The following is an 18,436-nucleotide window of genomic DNA, read 5'->3' as shown; positions in this document are numbered from 1 at the left end:
TTATTGGTGTTTATTGACTACCAACCTACTGATATAGATTGATGCCACTAGCCTCTGCTAGGATGGTTCAAAATTTGATCTTCCCAATCCACAACATCGATTTCATATACGACTTTATTGCGAACACTTTCACCTTCTGCATGCATTGCGGCTTTTGAACCGGTGATGAGAGGGTGCCATTGCGGTAGAGGTTCATTTTGAGACAGTAATCGGTATGCGCAGGTATCTGGAAGCCAGTGGAACTCATCGATTTTGTCGCGAGTGAGTTTCAAGCACTCTTCGCCTGATTCAAAACGGTTTGGGTAGTCTTTACAAGCGCAGGTTTTACTATTTAACCAGCTACAAGCAACGTTGGTGTAATACACCTCATCGCTGTCTTCATCCATCAGCTTATGCAAGCAACACTTACCGCAGCCATCGCACAGTGACTCCCACTCTGCTTCTGTCATTTGTTCTAGTGTTTTGCTTTCCCAAAATGGTGTTGTCATTGCTGAATTCTTTCTGTCTGTAACCGGGGGACGTGTTATACCGCCCCACCACATAAAATTCAAGGGCAAATATGCTGAAAAAAACGTCGTAAAATGTCTACCGCTACTGGTTTTTCTGTTAACATCTGCGCCCTTCTTTTTGCTTTTACTTGCGGTAGGTCATGATGAATTGTCGACTTGGATGTGGTGCATGTTGTATTGCTCCTAGCATATCTTCTCCAATTCCGGGTATGCCGAATGGAAAACCTGCCGGTGTACGATGCATTCAATTGAATGACGATAACTTATGTAAGTTGTTTGGCAAGCCGGAGAGACCAAATGTCTGCCACGATTTTAAACCATGCCCTGTGGTTTGTGGCTCAACCAATCAAGAAGCTCTGCAAAATCTCACTGAGCTCGAAGAGTTAACCTAGTTTCAGCCATTTTTAGATCTAAGTACCACTTTTGAAACAGAATAATTTCCCTTTACTCTAAGTGAGTTGCGTTTTTCTACTACGCTTCAGATGTGTCTTTGTTACATATAGGAATGTGACTATGAAGAAATATCTCGCAGAGCTAGTAGGTACATTTTGGTTGGTTCTCGGGGGGTGTGGCAGCGCAGTTTTAGCTGCTGGGTTTCCCGATGTCGGCATTGGCTTGCTAGGCGTATCACTCGCTTTTGGTTTAACGGTTCTCACCATGGCATATGCCATTGGTCATATCTCAGGTTGTCACCTAAACCCTGCTGTTACCTTTGGTTTATGGGCTGGTGGTCGATTTGAAAGTAAAGATATTCTCCCTTATGTTCTTGCCCAAGTAATTGGTGGTGTTATAGCTGGCGGCGTGTTGTATGTCATCGCAACTGGTCAAGCCGGTTTTGACATTGGTGCGTCAGGGTTTGCAAGCAATGGTTATGGCGAGCACTCTCCCGGAGGATACTCTTTCATGGCTGCTCTAGTGAGCGAGCTGGTTATGACGGGCGTCTTTTTATTTGTCATCATGGGTGCCACGGACGCTAGAGTCCCGAAAGGTTTTGCACCTATTGCTATCGGCTTGTGTCTGACCCTTATTCACTTAATCAGTATTCCGGTAACGAATACTTCAGTTAATCCAGCTCGAAGCACTGGCGTGGCTGTTTTTGTCGGTGACTGGGCGATGTCGCAATTGTGGCTGTTCTGGGTAGCGCCTATTGTGGGCGGAATGATCGGAGCGATTGTCTATAAGATTGTGGATGGCGAAATAAAAGAAATTGATTGAAGATAAACAAAAGCCGCTGTGACAAGCAGCGGCTCTGGATGCTAAAGCGAATTTTAGGAAAGCCTTTGGCGACCTAATAAAGAGTGGGACAACGTAGTGCCATCAACCAACTCTAATTCACCACCAACAGGTACACCATGGGCAATACGACTTGCCGATACTTGATGTTCACGGCATAGCTCAGCAATATAGTGCGCTGTCGCTTCGCCTTCTACCGTCGGGTTGGTTGCTAAAATAACTTCGCTGATCCCGCCTTTTTGAAGACGGAAATCCAGAACATCTAATCCAATATCACTTGGGCCTATGCCATCAAGTGGGGACAAGTGTCCCATCAAAACAAAGTAACGTCCCGAAAACTGGCCTGTTGCTTCTAAAGCAGCAATGTCTGCCGGGCTTTCAACCACGCAAAGTTGACCGTTTTCCTGACGTTTAGGATTGTTACAGATATGACAAGTTTCTTCTTCAGTGAATGTTCGGCATTGGCTGCAATGGCCAATATCCACCATTGCCTGACCAAGAGCTTCAGCGAGAAGTAACCCACCTTTTCTGTCGCGCTGTAACAAATGAAAGGCCATACGTTGGGCAGACTTGGGACCAACCCCAGGCAGACAACGTAAGGCCTCCATCAAATGCTCCAGCATATGACTGGTACGCATCAATCACCTACTTTTTAGAAAGGCATCTTCATGCCTGGTGGTAGTTGCATACCGCCAGTAACTGCAGCCATTTTCTCTTTTGATGCTTCTTCAATACGACGAGCAGCATCGTTAAACGCAGCTGCAATCAAATCTTCCAGCATTTCTTTGTCGTCTTCCATCAAGCTTTCATCGATGTCAACACGGCGAACACTGTGGCTACCAGTGATTGTAACTTTTACCAAACCTGCACCAGATTCACCGGTGATTTCCATGTTTGCGATTTCTTCTTGCATCTTTTGCATGCGATCTTGCATTTGTTGGGCTTGCTTCATTAAGTTGCCCATTCCGCCTTTACCAAACATCTTTATCTCTCTGGTTTTATCTTTGATTGTTTCACATACAGTGGGGATAAAAGATTAAAATCTCAACCCCACCGTTTCGGTTAAATTGGTCTTACGCTGTCTTTATCAAGTTCGGCGCTAAAGCGACGCTCAATAAATTGTACATTAGGATCTGTCGATAGTTGGCTCATGGCATGAGAAAGTTTCTCTTGGTACAGCCTTTCGCGCAGTTCGAGCGGTGTTTCACCTTCTTCGCCTAAAGAGACCGAAAGTACACACTCTTCACCTAATTTTGCGTTAAGCGCTTGTAGCAGCTCGCTTTGAGCTTTATCCGTATTCAGGTGAGCATGGCTGGAGCGCAATAGCAGCTCGATAACATTACCCTGTTTCTTATACACAGAGTTAAGCGCCAGTTGCTCAACAAGCTTCGCCGTTTCTAAGCTTTGAATCAAACTCGCCCATTCATTTTGAGCACAAGCTTCATCAATGAGCTTAGCGGTCATCTCTGGTGTTTTTTCATGCTCCAGAGACTTTTTAATTTGAGTCGGTGTCAGTTCTTTTTTTACTTCAACTTCAGCAACTGGCTGAGTTGGACGCCATTGATATGCTTCTTGATCTTCAGGTTCGTTGCTCTCATACGCTGGCGACATCGGCGAAGCGTTCTGAGCACGTTGTGCCACTCGCTCTAACACCGAAGTAGGTTTTGCAGATGCCGCTTCAGACTTTTTTGAGCCGTGACCTGTGTTTCCTTGACCAGAATTTCCTTGCTGATTCAAACCTTCACGCTGTGAACGCAACTGATGTCTTAACCCAGTTAAAGGCGAAGATGTTTTGCGTTCTTGCTGAGGCGATTCTGCAACAGTTTGCTCTTCTGCTGGAACATAAGGTTCAGGCTGAGAAACAGGATTCATCGGCGCCTGTTGGACATCACGCGGCGCGTTATATTGCTCGGCATGATTCTGTGTAGGTTGACTCTGAACTGGCGCTGATTGTGGTACAGTTTGAGCCGGAGCCGCAGAATGTTGCGGAGCACTTGGTGCTACAGGAGCCGAAGGGGCGACATGAGGTCTCGGAGCTACAGCTGCTTGAGCAGCTGGCTGAGCTACTGTTGCTGGTGTTGTAGGTTCACTTTGCGTCGATATTGCTGAGGTCAACGGCACTTGAGATGGTCTGAATGCCATCATTCTCAAAGCGATCATTTCCATACCGATTCGACCTGTCGGCGAAGCAGCAAGGTCAGATCTTCCTTTCAACGCAATTTGATAGTAAAGCTGAACATCCTGAGGTGTCAGAGACTTCGCTAACCATTCAATTTTCTCAGCATCTGGAGCCGATTTATCTAAGCTTGCAGGTAGTGCCTGAAACATGGCGACACGATGCAATTGGCTCGCTAACTGCTGAAGCAGTCCATCCCATTCAACGCCATTCTGTGCAAATGTCTCAATAGACTCCATCACCATTTGTGGCTGTTTGGAGCTGATTGATTGCAACAGGTGCAGCGCTTGGTCAGTATCAAGTGTACCTAACATGTGCGACACAATATCGTTGCCCACATGATTGTTACCCAGCGCAATCGCCTGATCGGTTAAGCTTAACGCGTCACGCATACTGCCATCAGCGGCATGAGCAATCAGACCTAACGCCTTGTGCTCAAATGCGACACTTTCTTCAGTAAGAACATGCTCAAGTTGTTGCTGGATATTTTCGATACTGATCGGCTTTAGATGAAACTGAAGACAACGAGATAAAATCGTCATCGGCAGCTTCTGAGGATCGGTGGTCGCAAGCAGGAATTTCACATACTCAGGCGGTTCTTCCAACGTTTTCAATAATGCATTGAAACTGTGGCGCGACAGCATGTGAACTTCGTCTATCAGATAAACCTTAAAGCGACCACGCGCTGGCTTATACTGAACGTTATCGAGAAGCTCACGAGTATCTTCAACTTTGGTGCGCGACGCCGCATCGATTTCTAGTAAATCAACAAAACGTCCTTGGTCAATTTCTTTACAGGTTGCACACTCGCCACAAGGCGTTGATGTGATACCTGTTTCGCAATTGAGCCCTTTCGCAAAAAGTCGTCCAATCGTCGTTTTACCTACACCACGAGTACCACTGAACAGGTACGCATGATGTAGTTGATTGTGAGCCAAAGCATTTTCTAAAGCTGTTAATACATGGGCCTGCCCTACCACTTCTTTAAACTTGGTAGGACGCCATTTACGCGCTAAGGCAAGATAACTCATGAAACCTTCCGTTGTAGATGTTTATACCTAATTAGTCTATTCAGCCACTGGACTGTTAGAAACCAAACTGTCCGACAACTGAAAAGGTATTAGTGGCCTTCAAATTCACAAATGCTGTAAACGTTTAAGCCTAAACCTTCTAAACGCTTGTCACCACCAATTTCTGGTAGGTTGATAACAAATGCTGCGTGTTCTACTTCGCCGCCAAGTTGGCGAATCAGAAGAGTTGTCGCTTCAATAGTACCGCCTGTCGCTAGCAGGTCATCAACAACAAGTACTTTGTCGCCAGATTTAATAGCATCTACATGAATTTCCAGTACATCTGTACCGTATTCCAATTCATAAGATTGAGCGATGGTTTGACGAGGAAGTTTACCCGGCTTACGCACTGGTACAAAACCTACGCCTAGTTCTAGAGCTAGTGGTGCACCGAAAAGGAAACCACGAGCTTCTGTACCTACAACCTTGGTAAATCCCATATCCTTGTACTTATCAACCAATAACTGAATAGTTGCTTGATATGCTTGAGCATCTTCCAACAGACTCGTTACGTCACGGAACAAGATTCCTGGCTTTGGATAGTCTTGAATTGATTTGATGCTTGATTTGATCAGTGAAAGAGTTTCGGTTGTCATAACTAAATTAACTTCGGTTCATTCAGTACAAGAATCTATGTACTGGTATTAAAATTCCGGCACACCCTAAATTAATATTTCATAGCGCCGAAAAAACAAACGCCCACTACGAGAAGAGTGGGCACACTTCCCGCTAATGCTAGTGATTTTCTTGCTGGTTAGCAACCAGCTCGTAGGTAGGTATGCGCTGAAACCCAGTGATCAATACCACAAGCCCAAAAAACAGTAGAAGTTTTAACCAAATATGAGGCACAAACCAGATAGAGAATGCAAAACTGGCAACGATAAATATGGTTCCCCGAATCTTCACTTTTCTGGAAACCGCTCGATTCTGATGCCAATTTTCTAAAATGGGGCCGAATAAGGCGTGTTGATGCAACCAAGTGTGAAAGCGTGGGCTTCCTCTGACAAAGCAAGCACTGGCTAACAGGATAAATGGTGTGGTTGGTAGCAAAGGAAGGATGATGCCCAGAATGCCTAGGCATACACTCACAGCACCAACAATATTATATGTGTAGCGACGAATACTGATGGTGAAACCTCTGAATAGTTAGAAACCCTCGTATCCACTAAATACGCGAATCCAAGTTAATGTTGCTGGAAGCGTTGGGATCAATAGGGCTGCAATAAAACCTAAAAAATATAAAACGTTATATGGTTCTTTAAAATCTTTATCTGCCATGGGTACGTCTCTGAGCTTGTGTGTTGAGTCTTGTTATTGCATCTCGTTAATGACAAGTAAACGAATTGATGCATCATTGTTTTCGGCGCAGACTATACCTTAAACAATTCAACTTAAACACAGAGTAATTGTGTGGTTATTGGCAGGCAGATACAAGGCTCACACTATGTATAAGTGTAAACTGAAATTACTAAGTGTAAGTGCCGAAGCCTTATGCTTCGGCACCACGATGAATATCAAGAGAAAAACTACTTACCCCAATCTTACCCAAAGAAAGCTGGCATCCTCCGTGAATCAGAAGATCTTTGGTAATAAAATTTTTCATGCAATTTTCACCAAGATTCACACCAGCAGAAATATGTTGCGTCATGTAACCATTTGACCACTGGCTATCTAACCCTGCGGGCAAAATGGACAGTGTGCCGTCCGTTAAGTCAGCCAAACCAAATAGTGCCGACACTGGTTGCGCGCAAGGCGAGCACTCTAGCCCTTTTTCCAAAATGTCAGCCAAGTCTTTGAGATCCGCGCTGAAACTGCGCAGGTTACGCAGGTAGTCATGAAATAGTGCTCTCACCAATAATGTACTGGCAACGTTGTCTTCATCGTTCGTTGCCGAATCAACCAAATAGAAAGCAAACTGACCATTCATCAGCCACGCATAGTCAAAGACTAACGGCATTGTATCCGTCGATTGAAGAAGGCGATAACTGCACTTCCATACACCCTGTGAAGTGTCGTTTTCAGGCAGCAAAGCGTGCAACAAATCACGGGCTGCATTTGGGTTTGAACGTAGAAAGTCCAGATGCCAATGCAACTCTTGCTCTTCGGGCACATCGCCACCGCCGTCAACACGGAACCATTGGCTGGAAAAATCACGTTGGTCAACAATGTGGTTGTTGGAATCTTCTAAAGTGCTTTCTATTGCACAACCTAAGTGAGCATGGTTACCAATCGGCTTCGCCAGAAAATCTTTAATCCCATAACGTAAGGCTTTTGCCACATCCGACATTTCATCAGTTGCTGAAACAACGATCAATGGTAGCGATGGGTACTCTAAACTGACTTCTTCCACAAACTCTATGCCGTCTAACACAGGCATAGACAAGTCACACAGGACCAAATCAGGCTCAACGGTTCTTAGCTTTCTAAGTCCATCCAAACCATTCTCGGCCTCCATCACTTCATAACCCTGTGCCGACAAATAGCCACTCGTAATACGTCTAAAAATGGGGTCATCATCAACCAACATGATTAGCTTCTTGTGTACAGACTCCGCCATCGGTTGCGGATCCATACGTGGATGAGTTTTGTACATAGCCTAACCCCACTATGCGTTTGTTATATGCAATGACGTTGACTTCAAAGCAGGTGAATTCGTTATTTAAAAAGTAGTCAGTAAAAAGGATTTATACAAATATTCCACTTTCAGGTCTAGTTGCATACTATATGTACGCAATGTCTCAAAATCGTCAAACAAGTTGACATGACTCAACCTTTGCTTTCAGATATCCGTATAAGTTAAGCAAATTCGTAAAATAATGTGTCAGGAAAAATGAAACTAGACGATCTAAATCTCTTTCGACTGGTGGTCGAGAATGGAAGTTACACGGCAACTTCTCGCAAAACGATGATTCCAGTTGCTACGATCACTCGACGCATTCAAGCACTCGAAGACTCATTGAACTTGAGACTTCTTAATCGCCACGCTCGTAAACTCTCTCTTACAGAAGCAGGGGAACGTTTCTTCAAAGATTGCTCTCCTCTCTTACACCGTTTGGCTTCAATGGCGGAAGAGATCACTGATGAGTGCCGTGGCGCATCTGGCAAACTTAAGATCTCTTCACCTTCAAACCTGACTAAGCGTTTGATGATGCCGATGTTCAATGAGTTTATGAAGCAGTACCCAGAAATTAATATTGAACTGACGACTAGCAATCAAGCAGACCAACTAGACCCAACGGAGTGGGATGTTATTTTCAGAATTGGTCCGCAACGCGACTCAAGCTTAATTGCTCGTAAAATCAGTGAAGTGAAAGATATTTTGGTCGCAAGCCCGACTTATTTAGCTAAGAACCCTGCACCTAAACATGCGGAAGAGCTGAGCCGACATTCACTGCTTAAAGGCCATCCTTTACTGAAATGGCAGCTCACCAACACGGAAGGCGAAACGGTTATCAACTTAGATAAAGGTCGCTTCCAAGCCAACACTCTAGATGTGGTTCGTATTGCTTGCTCTGAGGGGTTAGGTATTACCCTGATGCCGAACGTCATGATTACCGAATACATTGCCGAAGGCAGTCTAGTTCGAGTACTTGACCAGTGGAGTGCGAATCCGCGCGATATCTATATGCTGTATAACCATAAAGACCACCTTCCAGAAAAAGTGCGTCTCTTTATCGATTTTGTTATCGCCTACCACTTGCATTAAAACAATTTCATTAAAAAAAGGGCCATTCGGCCCTTTTTGCTTATCTCTACTTTCTGCCATTAAAGATTAAAGAAACTCGACAAACTTACTGAGTTCACGCTCAGGCACTTTCATCGCACTCCCTTCTGGAGTCCCCAGATAAAGGAAACCGACTACGTGATCTTCCCCTTGCAAACCAAAAGCGCTTCGCACTTCAGGATGGAACATTAGATTGCCTGAACGCCATATTCCCTGAAACCCTTGTGCAACTGCAGCCATTTGCATCGCTTGCACAGCGCAACCCGCAGACAAGTGCTGTTCAAACGCAGGCACTTTTTCATGCGGCGTCACTTTGGCAATCACAGTAATTACCATAGGAGCTCGAAAAGGTGCGTTTTTCATCTTAGTGACTGCGGCTTCATCGTTGTTGTCAGCAATCGCGGCTTTAACCAACACTTCCGAAAGTTTATGAAGACCACTGCCCTGCGCGATCACAAAACGCCAAGGTGTGAGGTTTGCGTGATCCGGTGCTCGTAACCCAGCACGGATAATATTTTCCAAAGCTTTGCCTTCCGGAGCCGGAGCAACAAGCTTGGCCATAGAGCGGCGATTGAGCAGCAGTTCAAGAGCATCCATGATAAGTCCTTCTTAAGTGCTTAATTTGTTGAAGATATAAATTTAAACCAATCCTAGCATAGAAATTTTTATTCTCATCAATGCAAAAAGTGAGGTTTTCACCTCACTTTCTGTTTTTGCTTCGCCGACGTTGTTTTTCCTTCTTATAAATAGAAGGTCTATAGATAGAAGACGTTATGAATAAAAAGTCTCACCAATTCCTGCGCGAGTTAGCAAACCATCACAAGGCGCAAATCTGTCGCCATATTTTTCGGCATGCTTATTCATCATTTCCACCAGCTTAGGAAGACCGATATGGTCCATATAGCGGAAAGGTCCACCTAAAAACGGAGGGAAACCAATGCCGAATATAGCGCCAATATCACCATCTCTTGGACTGCGAATGATGCCTTCATCTAAACAGCGTACTGCTTCATTTAACATCGGCAGCATGCAGCGCAATGATATTTCACTCTCACTGAGATGAGACTCTGGTTTCAAATTCAGTAGCTTATAGACTGATTTATCGACTTCTTTTTTCTTACTGCCTTTATAGATATAGAAGCCTTTGCCAGACTTACGACCTTTACGGCTGTCGTTAAGCAACTTGTCGAAAACCTCTGGACCTTGGAAACGAGGGCCAAGTTCTTTAACCAATATCGGCATAATTTTCGCGCCAATATCGATACCGACTTCATCCAACAAGGTAATAGGTCCGACAGGAAACCCTGCGTTTAGCAGCGCAGTATCAATCTCTTCTATCGGCACACCTGCCATTAGAATTTGTGCTGACTCATTCATATAAGGAGCAAGAATACGGTTAACGTAAAAGCCTGCTTTATCTTTAACGACAATCGGTGTCTTACCCTGTTTGCGAGCAAGTGCCACTACAGTTGATACTGTTTCATCAGAAGTAGTTGCATGCGGTATCACCTCAACCAAAGGCATCTTTTCAACCGGGCTGAAGTAATGCAAACCAACCACATTTTCAGGGCGAGCTGCTTTTTCAGCGATTTGATGAATCGGCAATGAGGATGTATTGGTCGCAAAAATTGTTGTTGGCTTAGCATGAGTTTCAATGTCTGAAACCATGGATTGTTTGAGCTCCAAGTCTTCAAACACCGCTTCTATCACCACATCAGTCAAGTTGAACGCGGTAAAGTCAGTGCCTCCAGACAACTTCATCATCTCGTGCTGAACCTGAGCTTTGCTCAGAATACGGCGCTTACGCTGCTTCTCGAACAATCCGTAGTTGTATTTGAGTGCATTGAGCACTCCGTCATTCGAGACATCTTTAATGCGAACTGGCACTTTAGCTTTTGATGCGCTGACGTGGCTGATACCCGCACCCATCAAACCGCCACCTAATACACCCACTCGCTCGACTTTTCTTGGCTCAGCATCGCTACCGTTTTCTTTCTTCATTTCTGTAGTCGCAAAGAAGATAGAACGCAGAGCTTTCGATTCGGACGTCATCACTAACTCACCAAATCTTTCCGCTTCTAACTGAAGCCCTGCTTTCATGCCTTTTTCTAAGCCAAATTGAATCACTTCCAATATCGCTTTAGCCGCAGGATAGTTACCGCGCGTCTTTTGTTCTGTCTTCTTAGACGCCTGTTCGAATACAAACTTACGGCCAAACTGAGTTCGCGAAATCAGTCTTTCTTTCGTCGTCAGTTTGCCTTTGCTGCGTTTTTTACTCTTCTCATTCACAAAACGCTTTGCAACATCCAACAAAACACTGTTTGGCACGCAAGCATCAACAACACCTAGCTTTTTCGCTTTCGCTGCACGTAATTGTTTACCTGTAAGAATCAGATCTAGTGATGGCAGTAAGCCAATCAGTCGAGGCAAACGTTGTGTACCGCCAGATCCTGGAAGTAAACCCAACATCACTTCTGGCAGGCCCAAACGTGTCTTGTCATCATCGCTACACACACGGTAATCACACGCTAAAGCAAGCTCTAAACCGCCACCTAAACATGGGCCATGAATCGCAGCGATAACAGGAAATGGGAGATCCGACAGTTGCTGGAACATCTGTTGACCTTGGGTCGCCAACTCCTGCGCTTCTTTTGCAGAAGTGCAAGAATCCAACATTCGAACATCGGCGCCAGCAATAAAGTTGTCTGGCTTCAAAGAGTGGATGATCAGACCTTTTACTTGATTCTTTGACTGATTCAGTTCCGTGAACACCTCTTGCATTTCCGCGGCAAACGCAGATTGCAGAGTATTCATTTTCTCTCCCGGAACATCGATGGCAAGCCAAGCAATACTGTCTTCATCAATTCTAAGATGGAACGCTTTCGACTCACTCATTACTCAACCTCCAAAATCATAGCTGCACCCAGTCCGCCCGCGGCACACGCCGTATTCAATGCAAGACCACCACCACGACGTTTTAACTCTCGAAGTGTTTGAGTGATCATCCGTGCACCTGTCGCCGCAAATGGGTGACCATAGGCAATGGATCCACCAAGCACGTTAAATTTATCCATGTCCACTTCACCAATCGCTTGGCTACGCCCCAACACTTCTTGGGCAAACTTATCGCTGGCAAACATTTTCAAATTCGCCAAAGTCTGAGCAGCAAAAGCTTCGTGCATATCAATCAAAGTAAGATCCGAAAGCGTAATGCCAGCTCTGTCTAAAGCGATAGGCGTTGCGTGAGATGGCCCCATAAGCATGTCTTGTTGAACACCAATAGCGGAAAACGCGTAAGAACGGATGTAACCCATAATCTCCAGCCCCAACTCTTTCGCTTTACCTTCACGCATCAAGATAATGGCTGCTGCGCCGTCAGTAAGAGGAGTACTGTTGGCTGCGGTTACTGTGCCATATTGACGGTCAAAGGCAGGGCGCAATTTGGCGTATCCTTCTAGAGTCGAATCATGGCGAATGTTGTTGTCTTGTTCGATCCACTTTCTATAAGGTTCAGGAAATGCTGTCATTACTTCGCCCTGAATTTTGCCTTCACTCCAAGCAGTTGAAGCGAGTGTATGTGAGCGATGTGCCAATGCATCTTGATCAGCGCGAGAAATCCCGTGGGTTTTTGCCATTTGCTCGGCGGTTTGTCCCATGGAAAGCCCAGTTGAATACTCCGCAACGGCTGGCGGTACAGGCATTAAATCTTTGAGCGATAGTGATTTCAGTACTTTGAGTTTTTGGCCGATTGTTTTGGTTTTACTTAAAGCCAATAAACTCGCTGCTAAATTTCTTGAAACGCCAATTGGCAGTACCGATGAAGAATCCGCACCACCCGCAATACCGATGTCGATCGTGCCAGCCATAATGCTTTCTGCAACGTTCACTGCTGATTGAAAGCTGGTTGCACATGCTCGCGTCACACTGTAAGCATCCGTATTAATATCCATACCGGTGCCAAGTACAATTTCTCGCGCAATATTTGGCGCAGCTGGCATTTGAACAACTTGCCCAAACACAACCTGTTCGATCAACTTGGGATCGATATTCGTACGAGCAAGTAATTCACTTACCACCATCTTTCCAAGATCAACAGCGGGAACTTGGCTGAACTCTGTACTTTGGCGTGCAAAAGGGGTTCTTAGACCTGCGACGATAGCGACACGTTCACCCGAACGCGTTTTGACTTCCTGTTTGCCCATTATCTGTTTACCCATTACTTTTCCTTAGAATAAGAGGTCTGACCTGCTCATTGTAACGGGATTGTTAATACAATCAAACAAGCGTTTAGAAAACGTGATATCAGCAGCGAAACAAGTATTCCTGCTTAAGCTCTGCTAACCTTTATATCAGCTTGTCTTGAATGATTTAAAGGTGATTGAGAGAGAAGTGATTGAAGAAAGAAAGGAAATAAATATTTTCAAAAAGAGGAATTGAAAGCAAAAAAAAACCACACAAATCTGTGTGGTCGGAATATATAGTAAAACAATTAACTTACGCCAATTGAAAATAATCAGTTTCCTGATTAGGAGAAAGTAAAGTCAGCCTTCAAAAGGAAGTGTCATCTTGCTCAACATGCTAGTCACAAGGACTAACTAGATGACGTGAACAACTATAACTGCTCCTGAGCAACAGATTTTGAAATAGATCAATTTTAATGTGATTTATTGAGCAGATCGAAATTAATTTCGCTGAAAAGTTGTTTTGAGCATAATTTTCCACATCAATGCGAAAACATCGTTACCCAAAAGAGCCTGAATACCCATTTCAGTTGCTAAGTGCTCACCTTAGTTTCGAATTTGGAATGAATTGAAATATCACACTACGAAGCCACCGGAGACTCGAGTGTCAATAATTAAAATATTTGGAAAGAAATCGGCTAACCATCCGGTCAATAACGGTATGGATAGACAAAGAAAATACGAAGCGCTTGTGCGTGCTTATCACACCGATCTCTATCGCTACGCTTATTGGTTATGCAAAGACCAAAGTGTGGCCGAAGATTTGGTGCAAGAAACTTGCTTACGAGCTTGGAAATCACTCGAAAGCTTGCAAGATGAAAAAGCCGCTAAGTCTTGGCTCATTACCATACTGAGGCGAGAGAATGCACGCCGCTTTGAGCGCAAACAGTTTGATTTAGTTGATATTGAGACACACGGAAATGAAGCAAAGGTTTCAGACGATGCTCACCACCAGAGAGAATGGTTGCAAAAACAGATCATGAAATTGGAAGATGAGTATCGCGAACCGCTGTTCTTACAGATCATTGGCGGTTTTAGCGGTGAAGAGATAAGCGAGATTCTCGAACTCAATCAAAATACCGTTATGACTCGTCTTTTCCGAGCTCGTAATCAATTAAAAGAAATGTTGGATTCTTCCGAAAACTTTAGAGGGCAGCAAAATGGATGATTTAGAATTTCGCCGCCGCGTCATGTCGGAACCGAAACAGAAAAACAGCGAATACGCTGGTGCATTATCCAAAGAGGCTAACCAAAAGTTCTTAGATGATGTGTTAAAGCTCGACGCACAAATCGCTGATGCTATGAAAGTTGATGTGCCCGAAGGGTTAGCCGACAGAATTTTGTTCAATCAAAGTTCACACGCGGATGATAATGTCACTACCGTTAACTTTGCTCGTAGAGCAATGGCAATGGCAGCATCTATCGCTTTTGTATTTGGCTTAATCGTAGGACAGGTCAACTGGGGGAAACTTATCGTTCCACCAGCACAAGCAAGTTTGGTAGATATCGCCATTAAACATGTGGTCGATGAAGAAGGCTTTGTATCTAACATTGACGAACAAGTCAGCTCTAGACAGATCAATGCAAAGTTACAACCTTTTGCCTATAAGTTTACCGAGAACTTCCCGTACCATGTTTATTACCTAAATCACTGTGGATTTGGCAAATCTAACGCTCTGCATATGGTTTTCCAAGGCGATAGTGGCAAAGTTACCTTGTTTCTCGCAGGTGTTCAGAGCGACATCAATGGACACTTTGATAAAGATGGAATGTCCGGAATGGTCGAGTCAGTCGGCGATAAAAGTCTGATTATCGTCGGTAATAGTGGCGAAAACATACGTAAAATTGCAGACAATCTTCTTCCTTTACTTCGCCCTCAGAAATAGCCAACCTGAATAAACAATAAGCTCACAAATAATGTGGGCTTATTGCATTTTTAATAGAGTTAAAACTCTAATAAATCATTATTTCTTACAAATTCATGTCAGTTATCCACCATTTCTGCAATTTTCTCGTCCAATTAGACAATGGTCGGATTTCTATATTGTAGACTAGGTACTAGGATCAGCCCCAACTGAGCAATTGCTCAAAAAAGCCCACTAGAGGCTATACAAAAAAGGAAAAACACATGAACAAGACGCGTCTGTTTAAACGTTCACTATTAGCAGTAACAGTAACACTAGCTACGCAGCAAGCAATGGCTGCTGGCTTCCAGCTCAACGCTCAATCAGCAACGGGCCTAGGCCGTGCATTTGCTGGTGATGCCGTAATCGCAGATAACGCTTCAGTGATGGCGCGTAACCCTGCAGCGATGGCACTATTCGACAAAATGGAACTTTCTCTAGGTTTCGAGTCGATTACTACCATGATCGAAGTAAAAGATGCTACCTACGCAGGAGCAGTATCTGTTGATGATACCGATGATGTTGGCGGCACATCAATTGCTCCAAATATTCACCTAGTTGTTCCGGTAAACGACAAGTTTGCTTGGGGTGTGAATGCTTACACTAACTTTGGTACCAAAACAGAGTTCTCAGATAACTACACAGCATCTGAGTATGGAGGCTTAACTGATGTTAAAAGCTTTAACTTCGGCCTAGCTGGTTCGTACCGTTTAACTGAACAACTTAGCTTTGGCGCTGGCTTAGATCTTATCTACGGCCAAGGAACATTCAAACGCTCTACTAGTGCACTGATTGCTCTAAAAACAAGTAACACAGTCAAGCAAGGGACTCCGCTTGTAAACGTTGATAAAGCTGACGGTTGGGCTGTCGGTTTCAATTTAGGTACAGTTTACGAACTAGATGAAAACAACCGCTTTGGTTTTGGCTACCACTACAGCCCTGAATTCACAGCAAAAGACGACAAAGGTCAAGAAATTACTCTTCCATTGCCTGATATTGCAGAGTTCTCTGGTTTCCACAAGATTGAAGATACATCTTTTGCCGTTCATTACAGTGTGCAATGGATTGGCTGGAGTGCATTCGATAAAATTGAAATGCGTAATCTTCAAAACTCACTTGTTGGTACGTCATATGATAAACAGTATCAATGGCAAGATGGCTGGCACTATTCTCTGGGTGGCACATACTACTTGAACAAAGACTGGACGCTTCGCGCAGGTTATATGTATGACACAAGTGCACAAGATAAGCTAACGTCAATCTCAGTGCCAGATTCTGATCGTCAGTGGTTATCTGCTGGTTTCACTTACGAAATTGACCAAGCATCAAACGTTGACTTTGGCTTCACCTACCTAATTGGTGAAGATACACAAGTAAACGAATCAGTTGCTAGCTTAGGCACAAGTGTATCCGCAACTACTCGTGCTGATGCAATCTTAGTAGGCTTACAATACAGCCGTTCTTTCTAATTCTTAGTTAGAAACAACACAATCGCTAAAGGGCTGGTTTACCAGCCCTTTTTACATCTTTCCGAATAAACTTTTTTATTTTAAGCGCACAGCTGTGTCTTAAAACCCTCCTTAACCCCTACACGTGTACGCTGAAAATACATTCATGGAGAAAACAAAGCAGTCAGATGTTTTTTATAAACATAAATTTTGGCATTTTATTTTGTATATCAATTAAAAGCTGGTTTTCATTTTTCATGGCTGATTTTAGTTCTTAGACTTTACCGTTCAGTTTTTCCAAATTTCAGCGAACATAAAATCAAAATGAAAACAAATAAGACTCTCCTTACTCTAGCGGTGGCTGCTAGTTTGGCTAGCGTACCAACTCTTTCTCATGCTGCAGGTTTTCAACTTGCCGAATACTCGGCAACTGGCCTAGGCCGCGCCTACGCAGGTGAAGCCGCTATGGCAGATAATGCCAGCGCACAATGGCGCAACCCTGCAATGCTTACTTACCTAAAGGGTACTCAAGTTTCAACGGGCGCTATTTATGTAAACCCAAATGTTGATGTACATGGTGATGTGTCTTTTAACAACACAACGACACGTGTTGAATCGAATGATTACGCGAACGATGCTGTTATTCCTAACTTTTATCTTTCTCACCAAATCAATGACAAGTTAGTTGCCGGCCTTGCTCTAGGCACAAACTATGGTATGGAGACTGAACTCGGTTCTAACTTCGCAGCCAGTCACTTCGGTGATGAAGCGATGGTAAAAACCATGGAAGCGAATGCCAACCTTGGTTATCAACTGACTGACGCTGTCAGCATCGGTGGTGGTGTTCGTTACGTTATCGGCGAAGGTCACTTCGGTGCGAAAGCTCCTACAAGTAATGCCTACTCTTTACCCCAAGGCACCACTCTAAAATATATGGAAGGTGAAGATACCGCATGGGGCTGGCAAGCTGGTGCTGCATGGCAAATCAACCCGAGTAACCGCGTTGGTTTAACCTATAAATCAGAAGTGGATCTTAAGCTCTCTGGTACAGCAAAAATTTTCACTGGCACAACTGTATTCAATGATAAGGGATACATGGTTCTTACCATGCCTGCAACAGCCGAAATTGCCAGCTTCCACCAAGTAACAGATAAAATTGCCTTACACGGCAGTATCAACTGGACTGACTGGAGCAGCTTTGAAAAACTTGAAGCACAGTTAGACAAACTTAAAACTGTTATGGTTAAAGAGGAAAACTGGGAAGATAACTACCGTTTCGCTCTCGGCGCGACTTACCAGTTAGATTCAAAGCTTGCTCTACGTAGCGGTGTGGCTTACGACATGGGCGCGGTTAATGACCAAAACCGAACTATTACGATTCCAGAAACGGACCGTATCTGGTTAAGCATTGGTGCTGGCTACGACGTTACCGAACAGTTCACTGTTGATGCGGGCTTTACTTATATCGTAGCTAAAGATGCTTCAATCAAAGAATCTCGTGGTTATGAGTCAGATAACTCAGCTCAGAAAGTAGGTGGACAATTCACAGGTCAAACTACTGGTAGTGTTTGGTTGCTAGGTGTTCAAGCGAGCTACCGTTTCTAAAAGCTATTGTTTCTAGGAGCTATTTGCTTACTTAATTAGGCCAGTGCTTACCACTGGCCTCTTTCTTTTAGGAACAATAGAAACTGTTCACTGGCTTCTTCTACTAAATCCAATACCAACTCAAAGCCTTGATCTCCGCCGTAATACGGATCGGGAATCTCTTCATAGTTCGATTCTCCGTGGCTCAAGAATAACGACAACTTGTACTGCAATTGCTTTGGACACATGAGCATAAGATCTTCCAAATTCTCATGATCGGCTGCCAATATGTAGTCAAAATCCTCAAAATCTCTTTTTGTTACTTTGCGAGCTAACATCCCAGAAAATGAATAACCTCTCCGCTCTCCAGCGGCTCTCGCTCGCTTATCAGGTAACGCACCTTGGTGATAACCAATCGTGCCTGCTGAATCCACTTCAACATCGATACCTAATTGCTCTGCCTTACTTCTTAAGACAGCTTCTCCGGTTGGTGAACGACAAATATTCCCCATGCAAACCACTAAAATTTTTGTCATTGTAATTCCTT

At 44.1% G+C, this 18,436-nt stretch carries 19 protein-coding genes; 7 read left to right on the top strand and 12 right to left on the bottom strand.

All coding sequences use genetic code 11. The annotated features are described in order from the left end of the window. Positions 1-47 precede the first annotated feature (47 nt). Complete coding sequence (locus tag AAGA51_RS04530) at positions 48-488, bottom strand: YcgN family cysteine cluster protein (RefSeq protein ID WP_042486131.1); 441 nt, start codon at positions 486-488, stop codon at positions 48-50. 164 nt (positions 489-652) lie between these two features. Here AAGA51_RS04530 and AAGA51_RS04525 point away from each other — a divergent pair, with 164 nt between their 5' ends. Continuing rightward, positions 653-901 (top strand): YkgJ family cysteine cluster protein, encoded by a 249-nt coding sequence (locus AAGA51_RS04525; protein ID WP_081878714.1) that lies wholly within the window; start codon positions 653-655, stop codon positions 899-901. 121 nt (positions 902-1,022) lie between these two features. After that, positions 1,023-1,724, top strand: a complete 702-nt coding sequence (gene aqpZ / locus AAGA51_RS04520; protein ID WP_042486134.1) for an aquaporin Z — start codon at positions 1,023-1,025, stop codon at positions 1,722-1,724. A 53-nt stretch (positions 1,725-1,777) separates the two neighbouring features. Here the strand turns inward: aqpZ and recR are convergent, their stop codons facing one another. From recR to AAGA51_RS04485, 7 genes are all read right to left on the bottom strand, one after another. Then, on the bottom strand, positions 1,778-2,380 hold the full coding sequence (gene recR, locus AAGA51_RS04515) for a recombination mediator RecR (RefSeq protein ID WP_042486136.1): 603 nt from the start codon (positions 2,378-2,380) through the stop codon (positions 1,778-1,780). Positions 2,381-2,394: 14 nt separating this feature from the next. Then, positions 2,395-2,724, bottom strand: a complete 330-nt coding sequence (locus tag AAGA51_RS04510; RefSeq protein WP_042486139.1) for a YbaB/EbfC family nucleoid-associated protein — start codon at positions 2,722-2,724, stop codon at positions 2,395-2,397. Positions 2,725-2,804: 80 nt separating this feature from the next. Then, positions 2,805-4,949: a DNA polymerase III subunit gamma/tau gene (dnaX, locus tag AAGA51_RS04505; protein WP_042486142.1), complete on the bottom strand. Its 2,145-nt coding sequence runs from the start codon at positions 4,947-4,949 to the stop codon at positions 2,805-2,807. Positions 4,950-5,038: 89 nt separating this feature from the next. Then, positions 5,039-5,584: an adenine phosphoribosyltransferase gene (apt, locus tag AAGA51_RS04500; RefSeq protein ID WP_042486144.1), complete on the bottom strand. Its 546-nt coding sequence runs from the start codon at positions 5,582-5,584 to the stop codon at positions 5,039-5,041. Positions 5,585-5,723: 139 nt separating this feature from the next. Next, positions 5,724-6,077: a YbaN family protein gene (locus tag AAGA51_RS04495; protein ID WP_425304592.1), complete on the bottom strand. Its 354-nt coding sequence runs from the start codon at positions 6,075-6,077 to the stop codon at positions 5,724-5,726. Between the two features lie 57 nt (positions 6,078-6,134). Beyond that, on the bottom strand, positions 6,135-6,266 hold the full coding sequence (locus tag AAGA51_RS04490; RefSeq protein WP_102940142.1) for a hypothetical protein: 132 nt from the start codon (positions 6,264-6,266) through the stop codon (positions 6,135-6,137). Between the two features lie 211 nt (positions 6,267-6,477). Then, positions 6,478-7,581, bottom strand: a complete 1,104-nt coding sequence (locus tag AAGA51_RS04485) for a response regulator (RefSeq protein ID WP_042486149.1) — start codon at positions 7,579-7,581, stop codon at positions 6,478-6,480. A gap of 237 nt (positions 7,582-7,818) precedes the next feature. On the opposite strand from AAGA51_RS04485, the gene AAGA51_RS04480 reads away from it, so the two are divergent. Continuing rightward, positions 7,819-8,694: a LysR family transcriptional regulator gene (locus AAGA51_RS04480; protein ID WP_042486152.1), complete on the top strand. Its 876-nt coding sequence runs from the start codon at positions 7,819-7,821 to the stop codon at positions 8,692-8,694. Positions 8,695-8,760: 66 nt separating this feature from the next. Here the strand turns inward: AAGA51_RS04480 and AAGA51_RS04475 are convergent, their stop codons facing one another. From AAGA51_RS04475 to fadI, 3 genes are all read right to left on the bottom strand, one after another. Further along, positions 8,761-9,309 carry an NAD(P)H nitroreductase gene (locus AAGA51_RS04475; RefSeq protein WP_042486154.1) on the bottom strand — a complete coding sequence of 183 codons (549 nt, stop codon included), beginning with the start codon at positions 9,307-9,309 and terminating at the stop codon, positions 8,761-8,763. A 174-nt stretch (positions 9,310-9,483) separates the two neighbouring features. Continuing rightward, positions 9,484-11,607, bottom strand: a complete 2,124-nt coding sequence (fadJ, locus tag AAGA51_RS04470; protein WP_042486157.1) for a fatty acid oxidation complex subunit alpha FadJ — start codon at positions 11,605-11,607, stop codon at positions 9,484-9,486. Continuing rightward, entirely contained in the window at positions 11,607-12,914 is a 1,308-nt protein-coding gene (gene fadI / locus AAGA51_RS04465; RefSeq protein ID WP_042486261.1) for an acetyl-CoA C-acyltransferase FadI, read from the bottom strand. Before fadI ends, fadJ begins: the two co-directional genes overlap by 1 nt. Before the next feature lie 643 nt (positions 12,915-13,557). On the opposite strand from fadI, the gene AAGA51_RS04460 reads away from it, so the two are divergent. From AAGA51_RS04460 to AAGA51_RS04445, 4 genes are all read left to right on the top strand, one after another. Next, on the top strand, positions 13,558-14,121 hold the full coding sequence (locus AAGA51_RS04460; protein ID WP_042486160.1) for a sigma-70 family RNA polymerase sigma factor: 564 nt from the start codon (positions 13,558-13,560) through the stop codon (positions 14,119-14,121). Next, complete coding sequence (locus AAGA51_RS04455; protein WP_042486162.1) at positions 14,114-14,839, top strand: DUF3379 family protein; 726 nt, start codon at positions 14,114-14,116, stop codon at positions 14,837-14,839. Before AAGA51_RS04460 ends, AAGA51_RS04455 begins: the two co-directional genes overlap by 8 nt. 242 nt (positions 14,840-15,081) lie before the next feature. Next, a complete protein-coding gene (locus tag AAGA51_RS04450; RefSeq protein WP_042486165.1) occupies positions 15,082-16,326 on the top strand; it encodes an outer membrane protein transport protein in 1,245 nt (414 codons plus the stop codon). A gap of 303 nt (positions 16,327-16,629) precedes the next feature. Next, positions 16,630-17,910: an outer membrane protein transport protein gene (locus AAGA51_RS04445; RefSeq protein WP_042486264.1), complete on the top strand. Its 1,281-nt coding sequence runs from the start codon at positions 16,630-16,632 to the stop codon at positions 17,908-17,910. A gap of 47 nt (positions 17,911-17,957) precedes the next feature. Here the strand turns inward: AAGA51_RS04445 and AAGA51_RS04440 are convergent, their stop codons facing one another. Further along, a complete protein-coding gene (locus tag AAGA51_RS04440; RefSeq protein WP_042486168.1) occupies positions 17,958-18,425 on the bottom strand; it encodes a low molecular weight protein-tyrosine-phosphatase in 468 nt (155 codons plus the stop codon). Positions 18,426-18,436: the final 11 nt, after the last annotated feature.

This window comes from Vibrio diazotrophicus (genome assembly GCF_038452265.1).
GTDB classification, from domain to species: Bacteria; Pseudomonadota; Gammaproteobacteria; order Enterobacterales; family Vibrionaceae; genus Vibrio; species Vibrio diazotrophicus.
Note: the sequence above shows the minus strand (reverse complement) of the source record. Positions and strands in the feature narration are given on the sequence as shown.

Bases quoted from the DNA above. Each gene is read 5' to 3' on its own strand.
- AAGA51_RS04530 (WP_042486131.1), bottom strand. From the start codon at position 488: ATGACAACACCATTTTGGGAAAGCAAAACACTAGAACAAATGACAGAA.
- AAGA51_RS04525 (WP_081878714.1), top strand. From the start codon at position 653: ATGAATTGTCGACTTGGATGTGGTGCATGTTGTATTGCTCCTAGCATA.
- aqpZ (WP_042486134.1), top strand. From the start codon at position 1,023: ATGAAGAAATATCTCGCAGAGCTAGTAGGTACATTTTGGTTGGTTCTC.
- recR (WP_042486136.1), bottom strand. From the start codon at position 2,380: ATGCGTACCAGTCATATGCTGGAGCATTTGATGGAGGCCTTACGTTGT.
- AAGA51_RS04510 (WP_042486139.1), bottom strand. From the start codon at position 2,724: ATGTTTGGTAAAGGCGGAATGGGCAACTTAATGAAGCAAGCCCAACAA.
- dnaX (WP_042486142.1), bottom strand. From the start codon at position 4,949: ATGAGTTATCTTGCCTTAGCGCGTAAATGGCGTCCTACCAAGTTTAAA.
- apt (WP_042486144.1), bottom strand. From the start codon at position 5,584: ATGACAACCGAAACTCTTTCACTGATCAAATCAAGCATCAAATCAATT.
- AAGA51_RS04490 (WP_102940142.1), bottom strand. From the start codon at position 6,266: ATGGCAGATAAAGATTTTAAAGAACCATATAACGTTTTATATTTTTTA.
- AAGA51_RS04485 (WP_042486149.1), bottom strand. From the start codon at position 7,581: ATGTACAAAACTCATCCACGTATGGATCCGCAACCGATGGCGGAGTCT.
- AAGA51_RS04480 (WP_042486152.1), top strand. From the start codon at position 7,819: ATGAAACTAGACGATCTAAATCTCTTTCGACTGGTGGTCGAGAATGGA.
- AAGA51_RS04475 (WP_042486154.1), bottom strand. From the start codon at position 9,309: ATGGATGCTCTTGAACTGCTGCTCAATCGCCGCTCTATGGCCAAGCTT.
- fadJ (WP_042486157.1), bottom strand. From the start codon at position 11,607: ATGAGTGAGTCGAAAGCGTTCCATCTTAGAATTGATGAAGACAGTATT.
- fadI (WP_042486261.1), bottom strand. From the start codon at position 12,914: ATGGGCAAACAGGAAGTCAAAACGCGTTCGGGTGAACGTGTCGCTATC.
- AAGA51_RS04455 (WP_042486162.1), top strand. From the start codon at position 14,114: ATGGATGATTTAGAATTTCGCCGCCGCGTCATGTCGGAACCGAAACAG.
- AAGA51_RS04450 (WP_042486165.1), top strand. From the start codon at position 15,082: ATGAACAAGACGCGTCTGTTTAAACGTTCACTATTAGCAGTAACAGTA.
- AAGA51_RS04445 (WP_042486264.1), top strand. From the start codon at position 16,630: ATGAAAACAAATAAGACTCTCCTTACTCTAGCGGTGGCTGCTAGTTTG.
- AAGA51_RS04440 (WP_042486168.1), bottom strand. From the start codon at position 18,425: ATGACAAAAATTTTAGTGGTTTGCATGGGGAATATTTGTCGTTCACCA.